The sequence below is a fragment of the Streptomyces sp. NPDC056738 genome (genome assembly GCF_042790435.1).
Classification (GTDB): Bacteria; Actinomycetota; Actinomycetes; order Streptomycetales; family Streptomycetaceae; genus Streptomyces.
Window position 1 is genome coordinate 1 of sequence record NZ_JBHTZF010000016.1, and the last position, 25,030, is coordinate 25,030.

At 70.9% G+C, this 25,030-nt stretch carries 26 protein-coding genes; 6 read left to right on the plus strand and 20 right to left on the minus strand.

Annotated elements, in window-relative coordinates; translation table 11 throughout:
• Positions 1 to 94: 94 nt before the first annotated feature.
• The 9 genes from ACFRIC_RS34065 to ACFRIC_RS34105 all read right to left on the minus strand — a co-directional run bounded on the left by ACFRIC_RS34065 (position 95) and on the right by ACFRIC_RS34105 (position 8,293).
• Positions 95 to 862, minus strand: a complete 768-nt coding sequence (locus tag ACFRIC_RS34065; RefSeq protein WP_382794052.1) for a DUF3159 domain-containing protein — start codon at positions 860 to 862, stop codon at positions 95 to 97.
• Between the two features lie 3 nt (positions 863 to 865).
• Complete coding sequence (locus ACFRIC_RS34070; protein ID WP_078943188.1) at positions 866 to 1,264, minus strand: OB-fold nucleic acid binding domain-containing protein; 399 nt, start codon at positions 1,262 to 1,264, stop codon at positions 866 to 868.
• 127 nt (positions 1,265 to 1,391) lie between these two features.
• Positions 1,392 to 2,075, minus strand: coding sequence for a response regulator (locus tag ACFRIC_RS34075; RefSeq protein ID WP_382794056.1), 684 nt, complete (start codon positions 2,073 to 2,075; stop codon positions 1,392 to 1,394).
• A complete protein-coding gene (locus ACFRIC_RS34080; protein WP_382794059.1) occupies positions 2,072 to 4,615 on the minus strand; it encodes an ATP-binding protein in 2,544 nt (847 codons plus the stop codon). Before ACFRIC_RS34080 ends, ACFRIC_RS34075 begins: the two co-directional genes overlap by 4 nt.
• An 18-nt stretch (positions 4,616 to 4,633) precedes the next feature.
• Entirely contained in the window at positions 4,634 to 4,795 is a 162-nt protein-coding gene (locus ACFRIC_RS34085; protein ID WP_382794062.1) for a hypothetical protein, read from the minus strand.
• Between the two features lie 121 nt (positions 4,796 to 4,916).
• Positions 4,917 to 6,137 carry an alginate lyase family protein gene (locus ACFRIC_RS34090; RefSeq protein ID WP_382794065.1) on the minus strand — a complete coding sequence of 407 codons (1,221 nt, stop codon included), beginning with the start codon at positions 6,135 to 6,137 and terminating at the stop codon, positions 4,917 to 4,919.
• Between the two features lie 269 nt (positions 6,138 to 6,406).
• A complete protein-coding gene (locus tag ACFRIC_RS34095) occupies positions 6,407 to 7,171 on the minus strand; it encodes a DUF3710 domain-containing protein (protein WP_382794068.1) in 765 nt (254 codons plus the stop codon).
• A 1-nt stretch (position 7,172) separates the two neighbouring features.
• Complete coding sequence (dut, locus tag ACFRIC_RS34100; protein WP_382794367.1) at positions 7,173 to 7,664, minus strand: dUTP diphosphatase; 492 nt, start codon at positions 7,662 to 7,664, stop codon at positions 7,173 to 7,175.
• A 44-nt stretch (positions 7,665 to 7,708) separates the two neighbouring features.
• On the minus strand, positions 7,709 to 8,293 hold the full coding sequence (locus ACFRIC_RS34105; RefSeq protein WP_382794070.1) for a PaaI family thioesterase: 585 nt from the start codon (positions 8,291 to 8,293) through the stop codon (positions 7,709 to 7,711).
• A 58-nt stretch (positions 8,294 to 8,351) separates the two neighbouring features.
• Here ACFRIC_RS34105 and ACFRIC_RS34110 point away from each other — a divergent pair, with 58 nt between their 5' ends.
• A complete protein-coding gene (locus ACFRIC_RS34110) occupies positions 8,352 to 8,828 on the plus strand; it encodes a DUF3093 domain-containing protein (RefSeq protein WP_382794073.1) in 477 nt (158 codons plus the stop codon).
• Between the two features lie 102 nt (positions 8,829 to 8,930).
• Here the strand turns inward: ACFRIC_RS34110 and ACFRIC_RS34115 are convergent, their stop codons facing one another.
• The 4 genes from ACFRIC_RS34115 to ACFRIC_RS34130 form a co-directional block, all read right to left on the minus strand.
• A complete protein-coding gene (locus ACFRIC_RS34115; protein ID WP_382794076.1) occupies positions 8,931 to 9,842 on the minus strand; it encodes a hypothetical protein in 912 nt (303 codons plus the stop codon).
• 13 nt (positions 9,843 to 9,855) lie between these two features.
• A complete protein-coding gene (locus tag ACFRIC_RS34120; RefSeq protein ID WP_003997302.1) occupies positions 9,856 to 10,152 on the minus strand; it encodes a DUF4193 domain-containing protein in 297 nt (98 codons plus the stop codon).
• Positions 10,153 to 10,546: 394 nt separating this feature from the next.
• The gene (locus ACFRIC_RS34125) at positions 10,547 to 11,779 is read right to left on the minus strand and encodes a sensor histidine kinase (protein ID WP_382794079.1); all 1,233 of its coding nucleotides are present in this window, start codon (positions 11,777 to 11,779) and stop codon (positions 10,547 to 10,549) included.
• A gap of 6 nt (positions 11,780 to 11,785) precedes the next feature.
• Positions 11,786 to 12,439 carry a response regulator transcription factor gene (locus tag ACFRIC_RS34130; protein ID WP_355766483.1) on the minus strand — a complete coding sequence of 218 codons (654 nt, stop codon included), beginning with the start codon at positions 12,437 to 12,439 and terminating at the stop codon, positions 11,786 to 11,788.
• A 415-nt stretch (positions 12,440 to 12,854) separates the two neighbouring features.
• On the opposite strand from ACFRIC_RS34130, the gene ACFRIC_RS34135 reads away from it, so the two are divergent.
• Entirely contained in the window at positions 12,855 to 13,028 is a 174-nt protein-coding gene (locus ACFRIC_RS34135; RefSeq protein WP_382794082.1) for a hypothetical protein, read from the plus strand.
• Between the two features lie 88 nt (positions 13,029 to 13,116).
• Here ACFRIC_RS34135 and ACFRIC_RS34140 read toward each other — a convergent pair whose 3' ends face one another.
• Both ACFRIC_RS34140 and ACFRIC_RS34145 read right to left on the minus strand, forming a co-directional pair.
• Complete coding sequence (locus ACFRIC_RS34140) at positions 13,117 to 13,932, minus strand: inositol monophosphatase family protein (protein WP_382794084.1); 816 nt, start codon at positions 13,930 to 13,932, stop codon at positions 13,117 to 13,119.
• A gap of 8 nt (positions 13,933 to 13,940) precedes the next feature.
• Positions 13,941 to 15,068: a ferrochelatase gene (locus ACFRIC_RS34145; RefSeq protein WP_382794087.1), complete on the minus strand. Its 1,128-nt coding sequence runs from the start codon at positions 15,066 to 15,068 to the stop codon at positions 13,941 to 13,943.
• Between the two features lie 323 nt (positions 15,069 to 15,391).
• Here ACFRIC_RS34145 and ACFRIC_RS34150 point away from each other — a divergent pair, with 323 nt between their 5' ends.
• Together ACFRIC_RS34150 and ACFRIC_RS34155 are read left to right on the plus strand one after the other, a co-directional pair.
• Positions 15,392 to 16,630 carry an MFS transporter gene (locus ACFRIC_RS34150; protein WP_382794090.1) on the plus strand — a complete coding sequence of 413 codons (1,239 nt, stop codon included), beginning with the start codon at positions 15,392 to 15,394 and terminating at the stop codon, positions 16,628 to 16,630.
• On the plus strand, positions 16,590 to 17,909 hold the full coding sequence (locus tag ACFRIC_RS34155; RefSeq protein ID WP_382794093.1) for a D-arabinono-1,4-lactone oxidase: 1,320 nt from the start codon (positions 16,590 to 16,592) through the stop codon (positions 17,907 to 17,909). The genes ACFRIC_RS34150 and ACFRIC_RS34155 overlap by 41 nt, the downstream gene beginning before the upstream one ends.
• Here the strand turns inward: ACFRIC_RS34155 and ACFRIC_RS34160 are convergent.
• Positions 17,833 to 18,618, minus strand: coding sequence for a hypothetical protein (locus ACFRIC_RS34160; RefSeq protein WP_382794096.1), 786 nt, complete (start codon positions 18,616 to 18,618; stop codon positions 17,833 to 17,835). The two genes, ACFRIC_RS34155 and ACFRIC_RS34160, sit on opposite strands and share 77 nt — an antisense overlap.
• Before the next feature lie 473 nt (positions 18,619 to 19,091).
• Between ACFRIC_RS34160 and sepH the strand changes: the two genes are divergently transcribed.
• Positions 19,092 to 20,144: a septation protein SepH gene (sepH, locus tag ACFRIC_RS34165; protein ID WP_382794100.1), complete on the plus strand. Its 1,053-nt coding sequence runs from the start codon at positions 19,092 to 19,094 to the stop codon at positions 20,142 to 20,144.
• A gap of 97 nt (positions 20,145 to 20,241) precedes the next feature.
• Here sepH and ACFRIC_RS34170 read toward each other — a convergent pair whose 3' ends face one another.
• Positions 20,242 to 21,069, minus strand: coding sequence for a sulfurtransferase (locus tag ACFRIC_RS34170; protein WP_382794102.1), 828 nt, complete (start codon positions 21,067 to 21,069; stop codon positions 20,242 to 20,244).
• 322 nt (positions 21,070 to 21,391) lie between these two features.
• Between ACFRIC_RS34170 and ACFRIC_RS34175 the strand changes: the two genes are divergently transcribed.
• Positions 21,392 to 22,195 (plus strand): VOC family protein, encoded by an 804-nt coding sequence (locus ACFRIC_RS34175; RefSeq protein WP_382794105.1) that lies wholly within the window; start codon positions 21,392 to 21,394, stop codon positions 22,193 to 22,195.
• Positions 22,196 to 22,317: 122 nt separating this feature from the next.
• On the opposite strand, the gene ACFRIC_RS34180 is transcribed toward ACFRIC_RS34175, so the two are convergent.
• Genes ACFRIC_RS34180 through ACFRIC_RS34190 form a run of 3 tightly spaced genes read right to left on the minus strand, consistent with a single transcriptional unit; the run spans position 22,318 to position 24,783 of the window.
• Complete coding sequence (locus tag ACFRIC_RS34180) at positions 22,318 to 22,965, minus strand: thymidine kinase (RefSeq protein ID WP_382794108.1); 648 nt, start codon at positions 22,963 to 22,965, stop codon at positions 22,318 to 22,320.
• 43 nt (positions 22,966 to 23,008) lie between these two features.
• Positions 23,009 to 24,196 (minus strand): alkaline phosphatase family protein, encoded by a 1,188-nt coding sequence (locus tag ACFRIC_RS34185; RefSeq protein WP_382794111.1) that lies wholly within the window; start codon positions 24,194 to 24,196, stop codon positions 23,009 to 23,011.
• Positions 24,196 to 24,783 (minus strand): DUF5998 family protein, encoded by a 588-nt coding sequence (locus tag ACFRIC_RS34190; protein ID WP_206300944.1) that lies wholly within the window; start codon positions 24,781 to 24,783, stop codon positions 24,196 to 24,198. Before ACFRIC_RS34190 ends, ACFRIC_RS34185 begins: the two co-directional genes overlap by 1 nt.
• Positions 24,784 to 25,030 lie beyond the last annotated feature (247 nt).

A 25,030-nucleotide genomic window follows, 5' to 3' on the forward strand; every position in this document is an offset into this window, starting at 1 on the left:
CGATGGGGGCGGCCGGAGAATTCTCCGGCCGCCCCCATCGTCGTACCGCTTCGTCGTGTTCAGTCGCCCGGAGGCGTCCTCGGTGCGGCCGGGCTCACGCCTGGCGGCGGTGCCTGGCCGGGGCCGGAGCGTCCCCGCGCTCCTGGGCGAGGGCGGCCTTGCGCTCCTTCTCCGCCTGCTCCTCGGCCTCCATCTCCGCGAACACGTCGATGGGCGGCGGCGCCTTGGCCAGGAAGACCCAGGTGAGCCAGACGGCGAGCAGGAACGGCGGGATCTTCAGGGCGATGAGCACCCAGCCGAACTGGGTGGTGTCGCCCCACCAGTAGAGCGGGAAGAGGACGGCGCACTTGGCGAGCAGGATCAGTCCCCAGGCCCAACTGGCCTTCGCGTACGCCTTCTTGCGGCCGGGGTTGCGGGTGCGCCAGGAGAGGTTCTCCTTGAAGACCGGGCCGAGGATCAGTCCGATCAGCGGGACACCCGCGAGGGTGGTCACGATGTAGGCGATGGCGAGACCGAGCGTGTAGAGCATGCCCGGCAGGTAGAAGTCCTTCGCGTTGCCCGTCATCATCGCGAAGACCACGCCGAAGGCGACGCCGAAGACCCCGCTGAAGGCGTGCTTCACGGTGTCGCGCCGCACGAGGCGGACCACGACGAGCAGCAGGGACACCGCGAGGGCGGCGATCGCCGACCAGTGCAGGTCCTTGTTGATCGTGAAGATGGTGACGAAGAGCAGGCCGGGCACCACGGTCTCGACCATGCCGCGCACGCCGCCGAACGCCTCGAAGAGTGCGGCCTCGGTCACCGCCCGTGCATCCTGCTGGGCGTCCTGGGCGTCTTCGGTCGGCTTGTCGAGCGACGTCACCGGCTACTCCCGTCCGAGGGGTCTGAGTTCGTACTTCGGATTGAACAACACCCTACGGCCCCGGCTCATCGAGATACGGCCCGAGGCGATCAACTTGCGTCCGGGCTCGATGCCGACGATGGAACGGCGGCCGAGCCAGACCACGTCCAGGGCGGCCGAGCCGTCGAACAGCTCGGCCTCCAGAGCCGGGACACCGGCTCTCGGCCGCAGAGTGACCGTGCGCAAGGTACCAGTAACGGTGACTATCTGCCGGTCGTGGCAGTCGCCGATACGGGTACAGCCCGCGGTCGCCGTGTCCTCCCGCAGCTCCTCGGACTCCAGGTCCTCCTGGGACGAGGAGAGGCGGTCCATCATGCGCCGGAACCGGCCCGCCGGCTTTTCGGAACGAGGAACAGCACTCATACCGAAAGCGTACCGGGGGGCACCGACAGCTTCGTACCCGCGGCACGGCCGCCCGAACCAGCCGCGGAGCGCGCTCGATCGGACGACCACCGCGGCTCGCACAGATGATCGACGGGGGACGTCCGCGTCACCGTTCGAACCTGTAGCCCATCCCCGGCTCGGTGATGAAGTGCTTCGGGTGCGAGGGATCGACCTCAAGCTTGCGGCGGAGCTGGGCCATGTAGACCCGCAGATAGTTCGTCTCCGTCCCGTAGGACGGACCCCAGACCTCCTGGAGCAGTTGCTTCTGGCCGACGAGCCGGCCGGAGTTGCGGACCAGCACGTCCAGCAGATGCCACTCGGTGGGGGTGAGCCGGACGTCCCGCCCGTCGCGGTGCACCTTCTTCGCCGCCAGATCGACGGTGAACCCCTCGGTCTCCACGATCACGTCGTCCTCGCCGCCCCCGGTGGGCTCCGCGCGGCGGACGGCGGCGCGCAGCCGGGCGAGCAGTTCGTCCATGCCGAAGGGCTTGGTGACGTAGTCGTCGGCGCCCGCGTCGAGGGCCTCGACCTTCTCGTCCGAGGAGTGGCGGGCGGACAGCACCAGGATCGGCACCCGGGTCCAGCCGCGCAGCCCCTTGATCACCTCGACGCCGTCCATGTCGGGCAGGCCGAGGTCGAGCACGACGACGTCGGGGTGGCGGGCGGCGGCGAGCTGGAGCGCGGTGGCTCCGTCGGGGGCCGCGTCGACCTCGTACTTGCGTGCCTTCAGATTGATCACGAGGGCTCGGGTGATCTGGGGCTCGTCGTCGACCACGAGGACCCGGGTCATGAAGCCTGCCTTTCCGCGACTGCTGTTCGGGCTGCCAGGTCGGGACGGCGTTCCACCGCCCGCACCGTGAGCACCATGGTGAGTCCGCCGCCGGGGGTGTCCTCGGCGTTGAGAGTGCCGCCCATCGCCTCGGCGAAGCCGCGGGCGACCGCGAGGCCGAGGCCCACTCCGGTACCGCGCGGGGCGTCACCGTAGCGCTGGAAGGGCGCGAATATCCGGTCCTTGGCCTCGTCCGGGACGCCGGGGCCGCGGTCCACGACGCGGACCTCCACGCGGTCGGCCATGGCGCTCGCGGCGACCAGGACCCGCTCGTCGACGGGGCTGTACTTGACGGCGTTCTCGACGAGGTTGGCGACGGCCCGCTCCAGGAGTCCGGCGTCGACGGCGACCATCGGCAGGCTCTCCGGTATCTCCAGGGTCACGCTGTCCTCGGGGACGCCGCCGAGTGCCATGGGGACCACCTCGTCCAGGTCGATCTCCCGGATCAGCGGAGTGACCGTGCCGGTCTGGAGCCGGGACATGTCCAGCAGGTTGCCCACGAGGTGGTCGAGGCGGTCGGCGCCGTCCTCGATGCCCTCGAGGAGCTCGGCCTGGTCCTCCTCGGACCAGGCCACGTCGTCGGAGCGCAGGGACGAGACCGCCGCCTTGATCGCGGCGAGCGGGGTGCGCAGGTCGTGGCTCACCGCGGCCAGCAGGGCGGTGCGGATGCGGTTGCCCTCGGCCAGTTCCTTGGCCTGGTCCGCCTCGAACTGAAGGCGCTGGCGGTCGAGCACCACCACGGCCTGCGCGGCGAAGGCGGCCAGCACCCGGCGGTCGGAGGCGGGCAGCACCCGTCCGGACAGGGCGAGCGCCATGTGGTCGCCGACCGGCATGTCGACGTCGGCGTCCTCGGGGCGGGTCGCGGGCGCCGGTCCGGCGCTGCCCGCGCACGTCCACGGCTCGACGTCGCCGGCGCGCTCCAGCAGGGCGACCGACTCCATCCCGAAGGTCTCGCGGACGCGCTCCAGCAGGGCTTCCAGGCTGGTCTCGCCGCGCAGCACGCTGCCCGCGAGGAAGGAGAGGATCTCCGACTCGGCCCGGAGCCGTGCCGCCTGGTGCGTGCGCCGGGCCGCCAGGTCCACCACCGACGCCACGGAGACGGCGACGCCGACGAAGATCACGATGGCGACGATGTTCTTCGGGTCGGCGACGGTCAGCCGGTGCAGGGGTGGTGTGTAGAAGTAGTTCAGCAGCAGCGAGCCGAAGGCGGCCGAGGCCAGGGCCGGGAGCAGTCCGCCGAGCAGGGCGGCCGCGACGGTGACCGCCAGGAACAGCAGCATGTCGTTGGCGAGGCCGAGGTCGATGGTGTTGAGCAGCAGGGCCATGACCACGGGGCCGCCGATGCCGACCGCCCAGCCCCAGATGATCCGGGCGCGCCCGAGCCGTGCTCCGCGCGCCACGGGCAGACCGCGTCCCTTGGCGACCTCTTCGTGGGTGACGATGTGGACGTCCAGGTCGGGTCCCGACTCCCGGGCCACCGTGGTGCCGACGCCCGGACCGAAGACGTACTGCCAGGTCTTGCGGCGGGAGGAGCCGAGCACGATCTGGGTGGCGTTGACCCCGCGCGCGAAGTCCAGCAGGGATGCGGGGATGTCGTCGCCGACCACGTGGTGGAAGGTGCCGCCGAGGTCCTCGACCAGGGTGCGCTGGACGGCCAGCTCCTTGGGCGAGGCGGAGGTGAGACCGTCGCTGCGGGCGATGTAGACGGCCATGACCTCGCCGCCCGCGCCCTTCTCGGCCAGTCGCGCAGCACGCCGGATCAGCGTCCGCCCTTCCGGGCCGCCGGTCAGCCCGACGACGATCCGCTCCCGCGATCCCCAGATCTTGGAGACCTGGTGTTCGCTGCGGTACTCGGTCAGGTATTCGTCGACCCGGTCGGCGACCCACAGCAGCGCGAGCTCGCGCAGGGCCGTGAGGTTGCCCGGACGGAAGTAGTTGGACAGGGCCGCGTCGACCTTGTCGGGTTTGTAGATGTTGCCGTGGGCCATGCGGCGGCGCAGCGCGGGCGGCGACATGTCGACCAGCTCGATCTGGTCCGCCCGCCGCACCACCTCGTCCGGCACGGTCTCGCGCTGCCGCACACCCGTTATCGACTCGACGACGTCACCCAGTGACTCCAGGTGCTGGATGTTGACGGTGGAGACGACGTCGATGCCGGCGGCGAGCAGTTCCTCCACGTCCTGCCAGCGCTTGGCGTTGCGGGAGCCGGGCACGTTCGTGTGCGCCAGTTCGTCCACCAGGGCGACGGCCGGGGCGCGGCGGAGCACGGCGTCCACGTCCATCTCACCGAAGACGGCGCCCCGGTATTCCAGCTCCTTGCGGGGCACCTGCTCCAGGCCGTGCAGCATCACCTCGGTGCGGGGCCGGTGATGGTGCTCGACGAACGCCACGACGCAGTCCGTCCCGCGTTCGATGCGGCGGTGTGCCTCGGACAGCATCGCGTAGGTCTTGCCCACGCCCGGAGCCGCACCGAGGTAGATCCGAAGCTTGCCGCGTCCCATGAGCCCATTGTCTTCCTGTCACCGCTGTGTACGCAGCGTCGACCTTACGGCCAGGATTCCCGGCAAAGGGGACGAGCGGCCCGCCGGGGAACGTCCTTGACGCAACTCTGATGCCCCGCGCGCGACGGCGGTGATGACGGTGGCGGTGCCGGTCTCGGTCTCGGTCTCGGTCTGGCTCATGTTCTCTCCCCGTGATCCTTGCGATCCCTGCGATTCCCGTGATCTCCGTGGACCGGGCGCCGGTGTCCCGGCCGGACGCCCGGTCCTTCATCCCCTCATCGGACGGGACCCCGGAATCGGTTCACGCGGGATTGTCGCCGTGCGTGAGCGTCTCCCACGCCACGAAGAGGTTGTTGCTGCCGGCCGGGCGGTTCTGCTGGGTGAGTGCCTGGGTGTTGGTCATCGCGATGCCCAGGCGGTTGTGCAGGGCGTTGTAGCCGACCTCGGTGACCGGGCCGAGCCCGAGGTTCAGCGAGCCGCCGCACAGCCAGCTCGGCACGGCCGTACCGAGCTGGTACTTCGACTGGAAGCCGAGCGCCTGGCGCAGCCGCTCGCCGACGTCGGTGCCGTACAGGTCCTGCCCCTGGATGCGGCTGGTCTCGGCGACGTGCGAGATGGCCGAGATGCCGTACCCGGTGTGGGTGAAGTCGCGGCAGGTCTCCTGGGTGAGGCCGGTGACGAAGGTGGACTGCCCCTGCCAGTAGCCGACGATCTTCGCGGTGGTGTCGAGGTTCTGGCTGGGCACGGTCTTCGGCACGGCGCCGTCGGTGGAGAGGTAGACGTAGGCCGCGGTGCGCGTCCGGAACTTCGCCATGGCCTTGTCATACGACGTCTTGTCGTCCAGGAAGACGGAGATGCCGACGGCGGCCTCCATCATCGACAGCTCCCAGTTCCCGTTGGAGTTGGAGCCGTTGATGATCTCGGGCAGGTAGACGTCGCGGAGCATGTTCGCGAAGCGGCCGGAGTTGGCCCAGGTGCCGGTGTACGTGTACTTGATGATCTCGGCGGCCTTGGGCCAGGAGGAGCCCGCCCAGCCCGTCTGCAGGGGTGCGTTGCTGTTCGTGTGGGACTTGATCACCGCCGACCAGGCGTCCATCAGCTCGATGGACTTCTTGGCGTACCGGTCGTCACGGGTGATGTACCAGGCGAGGGCGTCGGTGTACGCGGCGATCGCGTCCTCGCGCTCGTCCGTGCAGCCGTAGTTGGGGTTGGAGTACGAGCCGCACTCGACGGTCGCGCGGGGCGCGGGGGTGCGCGTGAGCGAGGCGTACTTGCTCGCCATCATCTGGTCGTAGGCGCCCTTCCAGGGCTGGGCGCCGGCCAGGACCTGGGTCCGGGCGAAGTCGAGCTGTCCCTTGGAGACGGTGACTCCGGGGTGGACGAAGGCGGCGGGCGCCGCGTCGGCCGGGTGGGCGCCCGGCCAGGACAGGAGGGTGCCGACGAGTGCGGCGGTCGCGGCGGCGACGGTGAGGAGGAAGGCCGGACGCCGTCGGCGGTGATGCCGAGTGGGGGTGTCGGACATGCAGAGCCATCCATTCTTGTATGTGAACTACACACGGGATGCTGAACATGGTGCGCTGGCCGGTGACCATAGGTATGGACCAGGCTTCCGTCAAGACCTGAAGAAAGAGCCGCTGCTCAACCGCAGTTCACGTACGAGAACGCGGGTGGACCGGTGCGCACGGGCACCCCTGAGATCGTCCGGGCACGGGAAAGGGCCGCATCCCGGGGGATGCGGCCCTTTTCTGTCTGCTCGGCTCTTCCTGCGGCCCTCGGTGGGCCCGTGTCCGTCTAGCGGACTTCCGTGATCTCCGGTCCACGCTGGAGCTGTCCCATGCCGCCGGAGAAGCGGGAGCCGCCCTGGTCCTCCTGCTGAACACCCTCGGGGACCATCTGCGCGTCGTTCGGCAGCTTCAGGACGATCGGGTCGCGGGGAGCCATCGGGCCCTCACCGCGGACGACGACCGTGTCCCGGAAGATCTGCTCCAGCAGGCCCGCGGCCTGCGGCTGCACCGCGCCCTGCCCGGAGATCACTCCACGCAGGAACCAGCGGGGACCGTCCACGCCGACGAACCGCACGACCTGGAAACCACCCGTGCCGTCCGGGAGCTGGACCGGCACCTGTGCCCGCAGCTCCCAGCCCAGCGGGCCCTCGACCTCGTCGATGACACCGCCCTGCTGGGTGATCCCGGAGGCGATCTCCTCGCGCACCTCGCCCCAGATGCCCTCGCGCTTGGGAGCGGCGAAGGCCTGGAGCTGCACGGCGCTGTCGTTGACGACGACGGTCGCGGCGACGATCGCGTCGCCCGCGACCTCGACCCGCAGTTCCATGCCGTCGACCCCGGGCACGAACAGACCACCGAGGTCCACCCGGCCCTCGGCCGGGTCACGGACCTCCGCACTGTCCCAGGGCCCGTCGGGGCGCGGCTCGGGTTCGAGCCTCACACGCCCGCGCTCCACGTCCTCGTCCGCCTCAGTGTCGACGCTGTCGACGACCTGCTCGGCCTCGCCCGCCGCGTCCTCGGCGGCACTGCCCTTCTTGCGACGTCCGAACACGTCACTGTCCTTCCCGGTCGGATACGACCGAAGCGTATCGATTCCCACCCGTTGTGCTGTCCACGGCGGCATGACCGCCGGTGGACCCGAAGCCCCCTGCGGCCCGCGCCGAGTCGGGAAGTTCCGCGACCTCCTGGAAGCGGACCTTCTCGACCTGCTGGACGACCAGTTGAGCAATCCGGTCGAAGCGCTCGAACCGCACCGACTCGCGCGGATCGAGATTCACCACGATCACCTTGATCTCCCCACGGTACCCGGCATCAACCGTCCCCGGGGCATTCACGAGGGCGACGCCGCAGCGGGCGGCGAGGCCCGAGCGCGGGTGCACGAAGGCCGCGTACCCCTCGGGCAGCGCGATGGCCACGCCCGTCGGCAGCACCGCCCGTTCACCGGGCTTCAGCTCGCGGCTCTCGGTGGTGCGCAGATCGGCTCCGGCGTCACCGGGGTGCGCGTACTCGGGAAGCGGGACTTCCGGATCGACGCGCCTGATCATCACAGGGACGTCCGGGCGGGGCTCGTCGGCCCCCGGGCTACGGGTCACGGGTTCACCTCGAAGGCACGGGCTCGCCGGATCTGGTCCGGGTCGCTCATCGCCGCACGGATCTCCTCCGGGCGGCCGTTGTCGATGAAGTGGTCGACCTTCACCTCGACGAAAAGGGCGTCCGCGCGGACGGCGACGGGGCCCTCGGGGCCGCCGATCCGCCCGGTGGCGGTGCAGTAGATCTTCCGGCCGGCCACCGCGGTGACCTCGGCCTCCAGATACAGGACCGTGTCGACGGGGACGGGGCGAAGGAAGTCGGTCTCCAGGCGTCCCGTCACGGCGATCGTCCGCAGCAGCCAGTTCAGCGAGCCGAGCGTCTCGTCGAGCGCGGTGGCGAGGACACCACCGTGCGCGAGGCCCGGGGCGCCCTGGTGGACGGGGCGCACGGTGAACTCCGCCGTGATCGTGACGCCCTCCCCCGCGCGGGCCTCCAGATGGAGCCCGTGGGGCTGCGCTCCACCACACCCGAAACAGTGTTCGTAGTGTGCTCCGAGGAGCTCTCCGGGGGCGGGCGCGTCGGGGTGCCGCACCGGCGCTACGGCGTCGGCGGGAGGCGTCAGAGCTGCGGAAGTACCACTCACAGCCGCAGACCTTACCCGCGCGTCCACCGAGTCTTCGCACCGTGCCAAGCTTGACGTCATGCAGCTCTCGGCATCCCCGTACGAAGAACGCCTCACCGCACCCCGGTCGTGGTGGGTGATCAGCTTCCTGGTCGGGCTCGCGATGGCCCTGATCTTCCTCCCGTTCGGCACCCTGCCGATGCTCGGAGCGCTCGTCGGCGGCACCGCCGTCGCGGCGGTCGCGGCCAGCGCGTACGGCTCGATCCGCATCCGCGTGGTCGGCGACGCGCTGATCGCCGGGGACGCCCGGATCCCGGTGTCGGCCCTCGGGGACGCGGAGATCATGGACCCGGAGGAAGCGCGCGCGTGGCGCACCTACAAGGCCGACACGCGTGCCTTCATGCTCCTGCGCTCGTACATCCCCACCGCGCTGCGCGTCCAGGTCACGGACCCGGCGGACCCGACGCCCTACCTGTATCTGTCCACCCGGGAGCCGGAGCGTCTGGCCGCCGCCCTGGAGAGGGCGCGCGAGTCGGTCCGGACCGCCGAGAGCTGAGCCGGCCGCGGCGGGCACCCGAGCCGACGGCATGGTCCGCCGGGCGGGTGCGAGCGGGCGCGCGGACGGATGCGCGGGCGCCTGCGCCCGCGCGAGATGGCGTCACTCCCCCAGGTCTGTCGGGATCTCTCCGATCGGCACCGGGTCCGTCGGCTTCTCCAGCGGCGGCAGTTGCGGGAGCGCGTCCCACGGCACCTGCATCTTGCGCAGGTCCTTGCGGATGTGGCCGGCCACGCGCTTGGTGTCGCGGCGGTTCATGACCGCGCCCACGGCCGCTCCGACCATGAACGGCATCAGGTTGGGCAGGTCCCGGACCGTCCGCTTCATGATTTGCTGGCGCAGCTCGCGCTTCATCTGACCGCCCAGCGCGGCGTTGATCGTCATGGGCTTGGCCACGTCGATACCGCGCTCGCCCGACCAGGAGTGCAGGTAGGCCGTGCTGCGCTCTTTGAGGTTGCCCTGCGGACGCAGGCCGTAGACCTCGTGGAGTTCGGCGATCAGCTTGAGCTCGATCGCGGCCACGGCGGTGATCTCGGCGGCCAGCTCCGTGGGCATGGCGGGCGGCACCGGCAGCATGGCGGCGGCGCCGATGCCGGCGCCGACGGTGGACGTCGCGGCGGCGGCGCCCGCGACGAGCTTGTCCGCGATCTCCTCGGGGCCGAGGCCCGGGAACTGTCCGCGGAGGGTGGCCAGGTCCCTCACGGGAACCCGTGGGGCGATGTCGATGATGCGGTCGGTGACATACGCGAGGCCCGCCCTGGCCCGGACGCCACTCCTCGTGACGCCCCTCTTGACCCCGTTCCGGACGGCCTCGACGCGACCCCTGGCCACGGGCGAGGGATCGTCCGTGGGGGCCGTCAGGCCGTCTGTGGCGGCCGCTCGGTCGAGCGAGGCTGATCCCTGTTCGGAAGAGCCCCGCTCGTCGTCACGCACGCCTTCAGGGCCCTTGAGGGGCCCTTCGTCCGCCGCCCTGGAGGGGAGGCGGCGCTTCCAAGGTGGGGTCGAGCCTTTCACGGCCGACCCTGCCTCAGTCGCAGTCGCGGCAGATCGGCTGACCGTTCTTCTCGCGGGCCAGCTGGCTGCGGTGGTGCACAAGGAAGCAGCTCATGCAGGTGAACTCGTCCTGCTGCTTCGGCAGCACCCGGACGGCCAGCTCCTCGTTCGAGAGGTCCGCACCGGGCAGTTCCAGGCCTTCGGCGGCCTCGAACTCATCTACGTCGACGGACGAGGTCGACTTGTCGTTCCGGCGAGCCTTCAGTTCTTCAAGGCTGTCCGAGTCGACGTCGTCGTCGGTCTTGCGCGGGGTGTCGTAATCCGTTGCCATTGTCGCTCTCCCCCTCTGGGTGTCTGCGGTGTCTCCAGCGCACGTAACGCGTGAGAGGCCGGACTTGTGCCCGACCCGAGGCGGAGATTTTGCCTCACATCAAGGTCTGTTACTCAATCGACACCCAACCGGACTCATCAAGAGTGATCGGCTTGGATGGCGATGCGGACCGTACACGGTCCCAAGGTCGCACTTCAAAGGCGCCCCACCGTGTACTTCCCGTGATCAGGACCCCCGAAAACCCGGATTTTCCCGGCTTTCCGGCAGTCCGCATGATCACGGAGAGTAGATGGACCTAAAATCGCCCTTGTGATCGATCACACACGGGTCACTCGGGTGGGTGACCCGAAAATTCCGCGCAAAGCGAACATCGCCGCGTGTCCGCGACATGGTCTCAGATGGGGAGCGTGACGCGCATCACGAGGCCACCCCCTTCCCGGGGCCGGGCGACGATGTGACCACCGTGTGCACGGGCCACCGACCGGACGATCGACAGGCCAAGGCCCACTCCCTTGTCGCTGCCCGTGCGCTCCGTGCGCAGCCGCCGGAAGGGTTCGAAAAGATTGTCGACCTCGTACGCGGGAACGACCGGTCCCGTGTTCGACACCTCCAGGACCGCCCGGCCGTGTTCCGTGGCGGTCGTGACCTCGACCCAGCCGTCCTGCGGCACGTTGTACCGGACGGCGTTCTGGACGAGGTTCAGGGCGATCCGCTCCAGCAGGACGCCGTTGCCCTGGACAACCACCGGGGCGCACCGACCGCGGATCTCCACGCCCTTGGCCTCCGCCTCGGCGTGCACCTGGTCGATGGCCTGGGAGGCGACCTCGGCCAGGTCGACCGGCTTGCGCTCGATGATCTGGTTGTCGCTGCGGGCGAGCAGCAGCAGGCCCTCGACGAGCTGTTCGCTGCGCTCGTTCGTGGCGAGCAGCGTCTTGCCGAGCTGCTGCATCTCGGTGGGCACCCCGGGTCCCGAGAGGTGCACCTCCAGGAGCGTGCGGTTGATCGCGAGGGGGGTGCGCAGTTCGTGGGAGGCGTTCCCGACGAACCGCTGCTGGGCGGTGAAGGCCCGCTGCAGCCGCTCCAGCATGTCGTCGAAGGTGTCCGCGAGCTCCTTGAGCTCGTCGTCCGGGCCGTCCAGCTCGATCCGCCGGGACAGGTCGGAGCCGGCCACCGCGCGCGCGGTGCGGGTGATGTGCCCGAGCGGCGAGAGGACACGGCCCGCCATCGCGTAGCCGAACGCGAAGGCGATGACCGCGAGGCCGAGCAGGGCGAGCAGGGAGCGGCTGAGCAGGTCGTCGAGGGCGTGCTGGCGCTGCTGGTTCACGCAGTCGGCCATCGCGCGGTTGAGCTGGTCCGCGGTGGGGGCCGAAGGCAGGTTGCAGGTGCTGCTGCCGACCTGGCCGGAAATGATCTTGAAGGGGAGTTCGCTGCCGACGTTCAGCGCCTGCGCCGCGAGCAGGTAGATGATCGACAGCAGCATGATGCCGGCGATCAGGAACATGCCGCCGTACAGCAGCGTGAGGCGTATACGGATCGTCGGGCGCAGCCACGGGAAGGGTGGTTCCGCCCTTCTGGGGTCCCAGGTGGGTTTCGGAGGCGCCGCGGGCGGCGCGGGTGTGGTGGCCACCTTCGATCAGATCCTGTACCCGGAGCCGGGCACGGTGACGATCACGGCGGGCTCGCCGAGCTTGCGCCGCAGCGTCATGACGGTCACGCGCACGACGTTGGTGAACGGGTCCGTGTTCTCGTCCCAGGCCTTCTCCAGGAGCTGCTCCGCGGAGACGACGGCGCCCTCGCTGCGCAGCAGCACCTCCAGGACGGCGAACTCCTTGGGAGCGAGCTGGACCTCCCTGCCGTCGCGGAAGACCTCGCGGCGGTTGGGGTCGAGCTTGATCCCGGCGCGCTCCAGGACGGGCGGCAGCGGCACGCTCGTACGGCGTCCCAGGGCACGCACGCGTGCGGTCAGCTCGCTGAACGCGAACGGCTTGGGGAGGTAGTCGTCGGCACCGATCTCCAGGCCCTCGACGCGGTCGCTGACGTCGCCGGACGCGGTCAGCATCAGCACGCGCGTGGGCATGCCGAGCTCGACGATCTTCCGGCAGACGTCGTCGCCGTGCACGAGCGGGAGGTCGCGGTCCAGGACGACCACGTCGTAGTCGTTGACCCCGATGCGCTCCAGCGCGGCCGCGCCGTCGTACACGACGTCGACGGCCATGGCCTCCCGGCGCAGTCCGGTGGCCACCGCATCGGCGAGCAACTGCTCGTCCTCGACGACGAGTACACGCACGTCGCTTGTCCTTCCTCTGTCCACCGGCGGGGCACGTCTCGGCGCACCACGCGGGCAGGTCCGTCACGGATGAGGGCTCCATCCTGCCCGTTTCGGCCATAAACCGGCTGTAAGGCGGGGGAGGCGCCAGAGAAGCGCGTCCGGCGGACCGGGAATGCGAGATTTTCTCGTCGGGTTGAGGTTTCCACGGAAGAGAGCGGGGGGAGGACGGCTTTACACCCCGCGATCACGCTCTGCATGTGGCAAGCCACATTGTGGTACGTCCAACCGCTTCCGCAGAGCGGGCGTGGGTGTCCGGCACCGTCGCCGCCCAGAGCGGGCAGCGCTGGGCACCCCATTCGGAGACGTGATCGCCCCTTCCCATCGGCACACCCCCGTGCCACCCGACCCACGACCCAGGACGAGGGGGCGCAGCATGGACGCATTCACCACAGGACTTCTGCAGCGCATAAGGGCGACCGAGACCGACCTGACCCGCGCTCGCGAGACGGGCGACGACTTCCTCGCGGAGGTCGAGCAGGCAGAGCTGGACGACCTGCACCGCCTTGCCGCCGAGCACGGTGTGGAGGTCGGCGCCACACGCGTCTGATCAGCACGTACGAGAGCGGGGCCCCGGTATCGATCCAGTGCCGGGGCCCCGCTCCCGTTCCCGCGCTCGGCCGTCCCGAGGGGTGGGGTCAGTCGTGCCAGGCCCCGAAGTCCTCCAGGAGCCGCTGGAGGGGCTCGAAGACGCCAGGGGAGGCCGCCACCGCGAGATGGCCCGCGGGGCGCTCTCCGGGGCGTCCACCGGTCACCGCGCCCGCCTCCCGGGCGATCAGGTCCCCCGCCGCGAGGTCCCAGGGGTGCAGACCGCGTTCGTAGTAGCCGTCGAGACGGCCGGCCGCGACGTCGCACAGGTCGACCGCCGCCGAACCGGAGCGCCGGATGTCGCGCACCAGCGGGATGAGCCGCTGGGCCACGTCGGCCTGATGGGTCTTGACCTCGGTCACGTAGTTGAAGCCGGTCGAGACGAGTGCCTGGTCCAGTGGCGGGGACGGGCGGCAGGCCAGCCGGCGTTCGCCGACCCAGGCCCCGGACGCCCGGGCGCCCCGGCCGCGTACCGCGTGGTACGTCTCTCCGCGCATGGGTGCCGCCACCACGCCGACGACGGTCTCGCCGTCCTGCTCGGCCGCGATGGACACCGCCCAGGTCGGCAGCCCGTACAGGTAGTTGACCGTGCCGTCGAGCGGGTCCACGATCCAGCGGACGCCGCTGGTGCCCTCGGTGGCGGCGCCCTCCTCGCCGAGGAAGCCGTCCTCGGGGCGGTGCTCGGCGATCAGCTTGGTGATCAGCTTCTCGGCGGCGATGTCCATCTCGGTGACGACGTCGATGGGGCTGGACTTCGTGGCGGCGACGGCGAGGTCCGCCGGGCGGCCGTCGCGCAGCAGTTCACCCGCGCGGCGTGCGGCCTCGTGCGCGAGCTGGAGGAGTTCGGTGTGCAGGGGGTCGGTCACGTGGCTCCTCATGCGTAGGGGCTGTCGGCGCCCGCGGCGGCGGGCTTGGGCGTACGGGCCGGACAGCAGCCCACCGGGCACAGGTCGTGACCGGCGCCCAGCGTGCCCAGGGCACACCGTGTCACCTGCCGGCCGCTCTCGGCCGCGGCGCGCTCCAGCACCAGTTCCCGGACCGCCGCGGCGAAGCGGGGATCGGAGCCCACCGTGGCGGAACGGCTCACCGGCAGCCCCAGCTCCAGGGCCTTCGCCCGTGCCTCGGTGTCCAGGTCGTACAGGACCTCCATGTGGTCCGAGACGAACCCGATCGGCACCATCACGGCCGCCGGGGCTCCCGCCCCGTGCAGCTCCTCCAGGTGGTCGCAGATGTCCGGCTCCAGCCACGGGATGTGCGGGGCCCCGGAGCGCGACTGGTACACGAGCTTCCACGGGTGGTCGGTGCCGGTCTCCTCGCGCACCGCGTCCGCGATCAGCCGGGCCACGTCCAGGTGCTGGCGGACGTAGGCGCCGCCGTCGCCGTGGCCCTCCACCGGGCCGGAGGTGTCCGCGGCGGCGACCGGGATCGAATGCGTGGTGAACACCAGGTGCGCGTCCTGACGGACGTCCGCGGGCAGCTCCGCGAGCGACCTGAGGACACCCTCGGTCATCGGCTCGACGAACCCGGGATGGTTGAAGTAGTGCCGCAGCTTGTCGACCCTCGGGAGCTCCAGACCCTCCCCCTCCAGGACGGCCAGCGCGCCCGCCAGATCCTCGCGGTACTGCCGGCAGCCCGAGTACGAGGCGTACGCGCTGGTGGCCAGCACCAGGATCCGGCGCCGCCCGTCCGCGGTCATCTCGCGCAGCGTGTCGGTCAGGTACGGCGCCCAGTTGCGGTTGCCCCAGTAGACCGGCAGATCAAGACCGTGCTCCGCGAAGTCCTTGAGCAGTGCGTCGAGGAGCGCGCGGTTCTGGTCGTTGATGGGGCTGATCCCGTCGAACAGGAAGTAGTGCTGCCCGACCTCCTTGAGGCGTTCCTTGGGGATGCCTCTGCCCCGTGTCACGTTCTCCAGGAAGGGGACCACGTCGTCCGGGCCCTCCGGACCGCCGAACGAGAGCAGGAGCAGGGCGTCGTAGGGGGTGGCATCGAGCACGTCTGGCATGGGTCCGATCCTGCCACCCGTCCCTGACGGGCGATAACCGGCGGGGTGACGAGCGGGCGACGGCGGCGGAGCGGGCGGGCGCGTGCCGGGTGGGTGACGGGGGCGCGGACGGCAGGAGCGCGTCCTCGGGCGGGCGACGGCGGCGCGGACGGCGGGAGCGCGTCTCCGGGCGGCTGTCTGCCCGGACAAACGGTCGGACGGGTACGCGGGGCTGCGTTAGGGTTACCTAACCAGTAAGTTGTATCGACCATCTTCATGCCTTACCGAGCGTGGACCGCCCGTGGTGACCGGGAGGCGCCCGCGCCGAGCCGACGGAGATCTTCGTGCCCAGCCCGTACCGCGCCCTGTTCGCCGCCCCCGGCTCGAAGAGCTTCTCCGCCGCGGGCCTGCTCGGCCGGATGCCGCTGTCCATGATGGGCATCGGCGTCGTCACGATGATCTCCCAGCTCACCGGGCGCTACGGCCTCGCGGGCGCCCTCTCGGCGACCATCGCGCTGGCTGCCGCGGCGATGGGACCGCAGGTCTCGCGCATGGTGGACCGGCACGGCCAGCGGCGGGTCCTGCGCCCGGTGACGCTCTTCGCGCTCGTGGCGGCCGGCGGCCTGCTGGCCGCCGCGCACTACGGATGGCCGGACTGGGTCCTGTTCGTGTGCGCGGCCGGCATCGGCTGCGTCCCGAGCATCGGCGCGATGATCCGCGCCCGCTGGGCGGCCCTCTACGGAGGCACCCCGCAACTGCACACCGCGTACTCGCTGGAGTCCGTGGTGGACGAGATCTGCTTCATCTTCGGACCGATCATCTCCATCGGCCTGTCCACGGTGTGGTTCCCGGAGGCCGGACCGCTGCTCGCCGCCTGTTTCCTCTCGGCCGGGGTCTTCTGGCTGACCTCCCAGCGCGCCACCGAACCCCAGCCGCATCCGCGCGGACAGCACGGCGGCGGCTCGGCGCTCCGCTCGGCGGGGCTCCAGGTCCTCGTGGCCACGTTCGTGGCGACCGGGACGATCTTCGGAGCCGTCGACGTCGTCACCGTCGCCTTCGCCGAGGAGCAGGGTCACAAGGGAGCCGCGAGCATCGTCCTGGCCCTCTACGCGGCGGGCTCCTGCCTCGCCGGAGCCGTCTTCGGGCTGCTGCAGTTCAAGGGGGCGGCGGAACGCAGGTGGCTGCTGGGCATATGCGCGATGGCCGTGAGTATGATCCCCCTCCTACTGGTCGGAAACTTGCCGTTCCTGGCCGTGGCGCTGTTCGTTGCGGGCCTGTCCATCGCTCCCACGATGATCACGACGATGTCCCTCATCGAACAGCACGTACCTCGCGCGAAACTGACCGAAGGCATGACCTGGGTGAGTACAGGACTCGCTGTCGGGGTCGCGCTCGGTTCCTCCGTGGCCGGCTGGGTGATCGACTCCGCCGGCGCGAAAGCCGGGTACGGGGTTCCGGCCGTGTCCGGGGCCGTCGCGGTCGCGGTCGGTTTCCTCGGGTACCGCCGGCTCAGCAGGCCGGTTCTGCAGCGGGGAGGGTCTCATGAGCACCGCAGTGAGCGAGAAGAGCGGCACGTGGCGTAACTGGGCGGGCAACGTCACCGCCCTTCCCGCCCGGGAGGTCACCCCTGCCTCGGTGGACGAACTCTCCGCCGCCGTACGGAAGGCGGCCGAGGACGGTCTGACGGTGAAGGCCGTGGGCACCGGGCACTCCTTCACGGCCGCCGCCGCGACCGACGGCGTATTGATCCGCCCTCAACTGTTGACCGGGATACGCAAGATCGACCGTGCGGCCATGACGGTCACGGTCGAGGCGGGCACCCCGCTCAAGAGGCTCAACATGGCCCTGGCGCGAGAGGGTCTGTCGCTCACCAACATGGGCGACATCATGGAGCAGACGGTGTCGGGGGCGACCAGCACCGGAACGCACGGCACCGGGCGCGACTCGGCCTCGATCGCCGCCCAGATCACGGGCCTGGAGCTGGTGACGGCGGACGGCTCCGTGCTGTCCTGCTCCGCGAGCGAGAACCCGGAGATCTTCGCGTCGGCCCGCGTCGGGATCGGCGCCCTGGGCATCGTCACCGCGATCACCTTCGCCGTGGAGCCCATCTTCCTGCTCACGGCCCGCGAGGAGCCGATGACCTTCGACAGGGTCACCGCCGATTTCGACGAACTCTTCGCCGAGAACGAGCACTTCGAGTTCTACTGGTTCCCGCACACCGGCAACTGCAACACCAAGCGCAACAACCGCAGCGCGGGCCCCGAGAACCCGGTCGGCCCCGTCCGCGGCTGGATCGAGGACGAGTTCCTCTCCAACGGCGCCTTCCAGGTGGCCAATCTGCTCGGCCGGGCCGTCCCCGCGGCCATCCCCTCGATCGCCGGATTCTCCAGCCGCGTGCTGTCCGCGCGGACCTACACCGACATCCCGTACAAGGTCTTCACCTCGCCGCGCCGCGTGCGGTTCGTGGAGATGGAGTACGCGGTGCCGCGCGAGGCCCTGGTCGAGACGCTGCGTGAGCTGAAGGCGATGGTCGACGCCTCGGACCTGCGGGTGAGCTTCCCCGTGGAGGTGCGGACGGCGCCCGCAGACGACATCACGCTCTCCACGGCGTCCGGCCGGGACAGCGCGTACATCGCCGTCCACATGTTCAGGGGCACCCCGTACCAGGCGTACTTCACCGCGGCCGAGCGGATCTTCACCGCGCACGAGGGGCGGCCGCACTGGGGCAAGGTGCACACGCGCGACGCGGAGTACTTCTCCCAGGCCTACCCCCGCTTCGGCGAGTTCACGGCGTTGAGGGATCGACTCGATCCGGACCGGCGCTTTGCGAACGACTACTTGCGGAGGGTTCTGGGGTCGTAGCGGTCGCGCTGGGTGCGGGGGTCGGGGTGCCGTTCCCCGTCTCCGGTTCGGCCGACGTGCCGTCGCCCGGGGTCGGCGCCGTGGACGGGCCGGTGCCGTCGCCGCCCGTGTCACCCGATCCGCCACCGTCCGCGGACGGTGCCGGCGCGTCCGGGGAGGCCGCCGGCGAGGACGGCGAGGACTCGGTCGAAGGTGCCGGGTCCGGCTCGCCGTTCCCCGAGCCGGACGAGTGCCCCTTGAAGGCGTCGCCGACCGTCGTGCTGGTGCCGTCGCCGCTGAAGCTCTGGCCCGAGACCATTTCGTACGTGGTGATTCCGGCCATCGTGACGCCGAACACGAGAGCGGTCGCGACCAGCGGCCTCTTCCAGCTCCTGACCCGCGCGCGGTAGACGGTCTCCTCGGTGAACTCGCCGGGGTGACCGGGCAGCGGCCGGGGCCTCGGTTTCGGCTGCACCTTCACGTCACGGAGCTGTTCACCGGTGCGCTTGAAAAAGTGCTGGAAGACCGTTCCCCCGCAGGTGGCGACGACGCTGACCAGTCCGGCGCCCAGGATCGTCCCGTAGACACCGAAGTAGGACGCGAGTTTCGCCGCCACCACCGCGGCGACCGCGCTCCCCGCCACCTGGGGGACGCTCAGGTCCAGCCGCCTCTTCCTCGGTTCCACGTCGGCACCCGGCTGCTCGCCGCCGACTTCCGGCTTCTCACGCATTCCCGGACTCTGCCTGCCTTTCCCGTACTTGATCGACCGATCGTACGAGAAAGGGACGTACAGGCGAAACGATAAGTTCCGTTTCTGCCGATTACGTGAAGTGCGCCACGTCCGCCGACCGCCGAAAGGGCGCCGGGATCGGCCAACTAGCACCCCCCGCTCGAAGTTGGGCGGCGTGCCGATCCACGCAAGTGGCCCGAATGGAGTACTGTTGCGAGCCCTGGGTCCGGACTCCCGCCAGGGTGTCCGGGGCCTTGCAGGACCACCGGGAGGGGGCTCGTTGCACAGGGTGATGGAGTTCGTCACTTAGCGTTGCAAAACAGGTAACCGTGCCATAACGGCGACCCCGGGCCCGTGCCCGACACGCCGGGCAACTCGGCAAGGTTGTGGCAGGCTGCACCCGGGCAGGCCACACTCGACTAGCGGAAGCAGCGACGCACGTGACGTCGGCAGGCACCACCCGGGAGGTCCCCATGCCCGAACTGCGTGTCGTGGCCGTCTCTAACGACGGCACACGGCTGGTGCTGAAGGCTGCGGACAGTACGGAATACACGCTTCCGATTGACGAGCGGCTGCGTGCCGCCGTACGCGGCGACCGTCCCCGCCTCGGCCAGATCGAGATCGAGGTGGAGAGCCACCTCCGCCCCCGCGACATCCAGGCACGTATACGCGCCGGAGCGTCCGCGGAGGAAGTCGCCCAGCTCGCCGGCATCCCGGTCGATCGTGTACGCCGTTTCGAGGGACCCGTGCTGGCCGAGCGCGCCTTCATGGCCGAGCGTGCCAGGAAGACTCCCGTCCGCCGTCCCGGCGAGAACGCCGGTCCCCAGCTCGGTGAGGCCGTCCAAGAGCGGCTGCTGATCCGGGGCGCCGAGAAGGACACCGTCCAGTGGGACTCCTGGCGCCGCGACGACGGCACCTGGGAAGTCATGCTGGTGTACCGCGTCGCGGGCGAACCGCACGCCGCGAGCTGGACCTACGACCCGCCCCGGCGGCTCGTCCAGGCCGTCGACGACGAGGCGCGCTCGCTGATCGGCGAGTCGGACGACCTCGCCGCTCCCGAGCCGAGCTTCCCGTTCGTGCCGCGGATCGCCCGGCTGCCCCGCGACCGCCCGCTGGACCGCGCCCTGGAACGCCAGACGGAGCGGCCGAGCCTGCCCCCGTCCTCCCCGGAACCCGGCGAGGAAGCCGAGGACCGGGACTCGCTGACCAGCCTTCTGGAAGCGGTGCCCAGCTTCCGGGGCGACATGGTGGTGCCCGAACGGCCCGCCCCCGCCGAGCGCCCCGCCGCCGAGGAGCCCGATCCCGAGCCCGAGGAGGAGGAGCCCCCGGCTCCCGCCGCCTCGGCGGGTGCCGGTTCCGCGTACGCGGACGTGCTCATGCCCCGCTCGGTGGGCAGCCATCGTGACCGGCTCGTCGGCGCGACGGACCGCCAGGCCGAGGCCGACGGCGTCCGGCCCGGCCGCAGGGCGGCGGTCCCGAGCTGGGACGAGATCGTCTTCGGCACGCGCCGCAAGAAGCAGGAATAGCCGGATCCACGTCAGAACGATGACGACGGGGCCCGCACCGGATCGGTGCGGGCCCCGTCGCGCCGTCAGGCACGGATGGCGCGCGTCGGTACGTGTGTCACTGCGGGTCGGGCCCCACCGCGACGGGGCGGTCCGCGTCCTGGGACCACTCCGACCACGAACCCACGTACAGCGCCGCGGGAACGCCGGCCACGGCGAGGGCCAGCACCTCATGGGCACCCGAGACGCCGGAGCCGCAGTAGACGCCGACCTCCGCCTCCGGTGTCACACCGAAGGACTTGAAACGGTCGGCGAGTTCGGCTCGCGGCAGGAACCGCCCGTCCTCAGTGACGTTCCCGGTGGTCGGCGCGGAGACGGCGCCCGGGATGTGACCGCCGACCCGGTCGATCGGCTCGACCTCGCCCCGGTACCGCTCCCCCGCGCGGGCGTCCAGCAGCAGCCCGGTGCGGGCGAGCGCGGCCGCCCCGTCCGCGTCGAGCGCCGGCCGGGCACCGGGCGCCGGTACGAACGTTCCGGGCGCCGGCGAGGGGACCTCCGAGGACACCGGCCCGCTCCAGGCGGCGAACCCGCCGTCAAGCACGCGTACCGACGGATGACCCGAATAGCCCAGCAGCCACCAGGCGCGCGCGGCGGCCCAGCCCTGCCCCCCGTCGTACACGACGACATCGCGGTCCTCCGACACTCCCGCGGCCCGCATCGCCGCACCGAAGAGCTCGGGGTCGGGGAGCGGATGCCGGCCCGCCGCACCGGCCGGACCAGCGAGTTCGGAATCCAGGTCGACGAAGACGGCACCGGGGATGTGCGCGTTCTCGTACTCGGGGCGCAGGTTGGGACCGCCCAACTGCCAGCGGACGTCGAGGAGGACCGGCGGGTTCGGCCCCGCCAGGTCACTGGCGAGTTCGGGTGCCGTGATGATGGCGTTCATGGCCCCCATCCTTGCGCACGGGGTGGCCGCTTCGTCCATGTCCCGCTACTCTGCTCCGCCGGGCAGGTCCGATCACCCGGCGTACGGGATCGGGCACATGCTGTACAACCGATGGACACCACACGGCAATCGCTCCGCGACCGACGGGAGACGGCGGATCGGACGTCCCCGTTCCCACGCCGCCCGACGGCGGCGCGGGAGGAGCGTCCGGCGCGGCCGGTGGTGCGACCATCGGCACGGGGCGTGCACGCACGCGACGGGGTACGCGTGTCCGCAAGCGGAAGGTGACCGGCCACCGCAAGGGGCCGAGAAGAGAGTGACGATGACCGAGGCACGGGAATCGGCCGGGGCGAACGGCACCACGCACGCTCGGAACACGCCCGGGACACCCTGCTGGGTGAGCCTGATGGCGCACGAGACGGCCGCGACCCAGGACTTCTACGGAGCGCTGTTCGGCTGGGAGTTCCAGCCCGGCCCGCCGCAGCTCGGCCCCTACGCGCGGGCGCTGCTGGACGGCCAGGAGGTGGCCGGGATCGGCCAGTTGCCGCCCGACAGGCACCTGCCGGTCGCCTGGACGCCCTACTTCGCCTCGGACGACGTGGACCACACCGCGGAGACCGTGCGGCACAGCGGCGGAACCGTCGGCGTGGGCCCGCTGGACGCCGCCGAGGCCGGCCGCCTGGCGATCGCCTCCGACCCGTCGGGCGCCGTCTTCGGGATCTGGCAGAGGGTCGCCCACCTCGGCACGGAGATCACCGGCGTGCCGGGCACCCCGGCGTGGAACGAACTCGTGACGCGCGACACCGAGAGCGTCGTGAAGTTCTACACGGGGGTCTTCGGCTACGAGACGCGGGCGGCCGGTTCCGCCGACTTCGACTACGTGACCCTGCACATCGACGGACGGCCGGTGGCCGGCATCCACGGTGTCGGGAACGCCCTGCCGCGCGACCGGGGCCCGCACTGGCTGACGTACTTCGAGGCCGCCGACCTTGACGACACCGTCAACCTCGTCACGGAACTCGGCGGGCGCGTCCTGCGGCCGGCCCACGACTCCCCGTACGGCCGGGTGGCGACCGTGGCGGATCCGGAGGGTGCGGTCTTCTCCCTGATCCACGCCGTCACCTGACCCCGCGGATCTCCGGAGACCCGTCTCCGGGGACAGATCACCCGGAGAGGGACCTCAGGAACAGGCGTCAGGTCCCAGACCCGGGCGAGGCCTGGGCCTCAGACCGGGGCGAGGCGTCAGCCTCAGACCTGGGCGATCGGCAGGACGTCGGGGGACAGGGCGCTCGCGCGGGCCGTGGCGGCCGTCATACGACGTCGGTGGTGCCGGCGGCACAGGACCTCGTAGCCGATGTTCTCGTGCTGGTTGACGTCACCGACGACGACCTGGGCGCCCTCGACGACCATCTCGCCGCCCACGGTGCGGGCGTTGTGCGTGGCGCGGGCGCCGCACCAGCACAGGGCCTCGACCTGGAGGACCTCGACCCGGTCGGCGAGTTCGACGAGGCGCTGGGAGCCGGGGAAGAGCTTGGACCGGAAGTCGGTGGTGATCCCGAAGGCGAAGACGTCGACGTCCAGGTCGTCCACCACGCGGGCCAGTTGGTCGATCTGCGCGGGGGCCAGGAACTGGGCCTCGTCCGCGATCACGTAGTCCGCGCGGCCGCCCTTGGAGAGGTGGTTCACCAGATACGCGTACAGATCCTGGTCGTCCGCCACTTCGACCGCGTCGGTGACCAGCCCGAGGCGCGAGGAGAGCTTGCCCTCGCCCGCGCGGTCGTCGCGCGTGAAGATCATGCCCTGCAGACCCCGCGCCGAGCGGTTGTGCTCGATCTGGAGAGCCAGCGTGGACTTCCCGCAGTCCATCGTTCCGGAGAAGAACACCAGCTCGGGCATGGGGAGTTGAGCACCTTTCGGCAACAGGGAAGAGGGAAGGACGTCAGGAGCGTACTTGGAGGAGGGGCACCAGTTGCTCGGCCGGGGTCATCGAGCCGTGGTTGCCGACCATCAGCGACTCCTTCGGCTCCCGTTCGGACGCGGTGATCAGGACGTCGTCCCGGGCGGCGGCGATGACGTCACCGAGCCGGGCGTAGACCCGCTCGTCGACCCGGGGGCCGAACCAGCCCGCCTCGATCGCCTCGTCACGGGAGGCGACCCAGAACTGTTCGCCCAGGACCTCGCGCCAGCAGGTCAGCACGTCCGCCTCGGCGCCCGGGACCGCGTACACGTGGCGGGCACGGCCCTCGCCGCCCAGCAGGGCGACTCCGGCGCGCAGTTCCCAGTCCTCGTCGAAGTCGATGCGGTGCTGCTCGTCGAACGGGATGTCGATCATGCCGTGATCGGCCGTGACGTACAGCGCGGAGCGCGGCGGCAACTGCTCCGCGAGACGCTGGACCAGCCGGTCGACGTACATGAGCTGGCCGCGCCAGGGGTCGGAGTCGACACCGAAGCGGTGTCCCTTGCCGTCCACCTCCGCGTAGTACGTGTAGACCAGGGAACGGTCACCGGCGGCCAGTTGCTCGGCCGCGAAGTCCATCCGCTCCTCGCCCGACAGCCGGCCGTGGAACGTGCCCCCGCTCAGCGCGATCTTCGTCAGCGGGGTGTTCTGGAAGGTCGGCGAGGAGACCTGGGCGGTGTGCACACCCGCCGCGTCGGCCTGCTGGAAGATCGTGGGGTAGGGCTGCCAGGCGCGCGGTTCGGTCCACGGGTTCCAGCGGAGCTGGTTCATCAGCTCGCCGGTGGCGGGGTTGCGCGCGGTGTAGCCGGGCAGGCCGTGCGCGCCCGGGGGCAGGCCGGTGCCGACAGAGGCGAGGGAGGTCGCGGTGGTGGCCGGGTAGCCGGCGGTGATCGGACGTCCGGTGCCGCCCCGCGAGGACGCCAGCAGCGACGTCATGAAGGGGGCCTCGTCCGGGTGGGCCTTGAGCTGCTCCCAGCCGAGACCGTCGATCAGGAACACACAGTTCCGGTCGGCCGCGGTCAGCTCGGGTATGGCGGCGGTCGCACCGGGCACGGACATGCCGGCGGCGAGCGTGGGGAGCAGATCGGCCAGGGAACCGGCGCCGTACTCGGGAACGGGCGCGGAGTCGACGGCGAGCGGCTCCGGGTGGTCCCAGGTGGGCAGGGCCATCAGCGGGCGACGTCCGCGGTCGCCTCGGAGAGGGACTGCGCGAAGGCGAGGGCCTGGCGGACGGTCTCCGGACCGTCGCCCGCCTCGCTCACCCGCAGGCTCAGGTCGTCCGCCGTCGAGTTGCCGGTGTAGCCGTGATCGGCCTCGCAGTTGGGGTCACCGCAGGCAGCCGGCTCCAGGTCGATGCGGGAGACGGCGCCCCAGCCGATGGTGAGGACCACTTCGCGGGGCAGCGTGCCGGGCGTGTACGACTCGGGGTTCGCGACGACGCGGCTGACGACGACCGACGAGATCCGGCCGAGCTTGACCGACTCCGTCGAGGTCGTGGCGTACGGCGTCGGGGAGGTCGTGTCCGCGTTCTGCTCGTCGGTGTGGCTCACGATGAAACGGTTGCCGGTGAGGACCAGCACGGTGACGTGCCGCCGCACCTCGTTCGCGTCGAACGTCGTCTCCTGGTGGACCAGGTACGACCGGATGGTGTCGCCGCCGATCGCGGCCTCCACCGCCTCGGCCACGAGGGCCGGGTAGTAGCCGCTGCGCTCGATCGCCGCTCGCAGCCCCTGGGTCGTCGTACTGGTCTTGGCCATGCCGTCCATCCTACGGGGGCCCACTGACTGCGAGGCACCGCTCGCGTGGGTCTGTCGTGGACGGATCAGACCGGATCGCGCAGGGTGGCGGGCGGGACACGGCCGCGGCGGACGTCCGGGCGGGGCGCCTGCCGTCACGGGGACCGCCCCCGGGGACCCCGGACGACTCGGACTGGCCGGAACCGTCCGGTCGACGAGGACGGCTCGGGCGACTCGGCCCGACCGGGCCTTCCCGAACGGCTCGAGC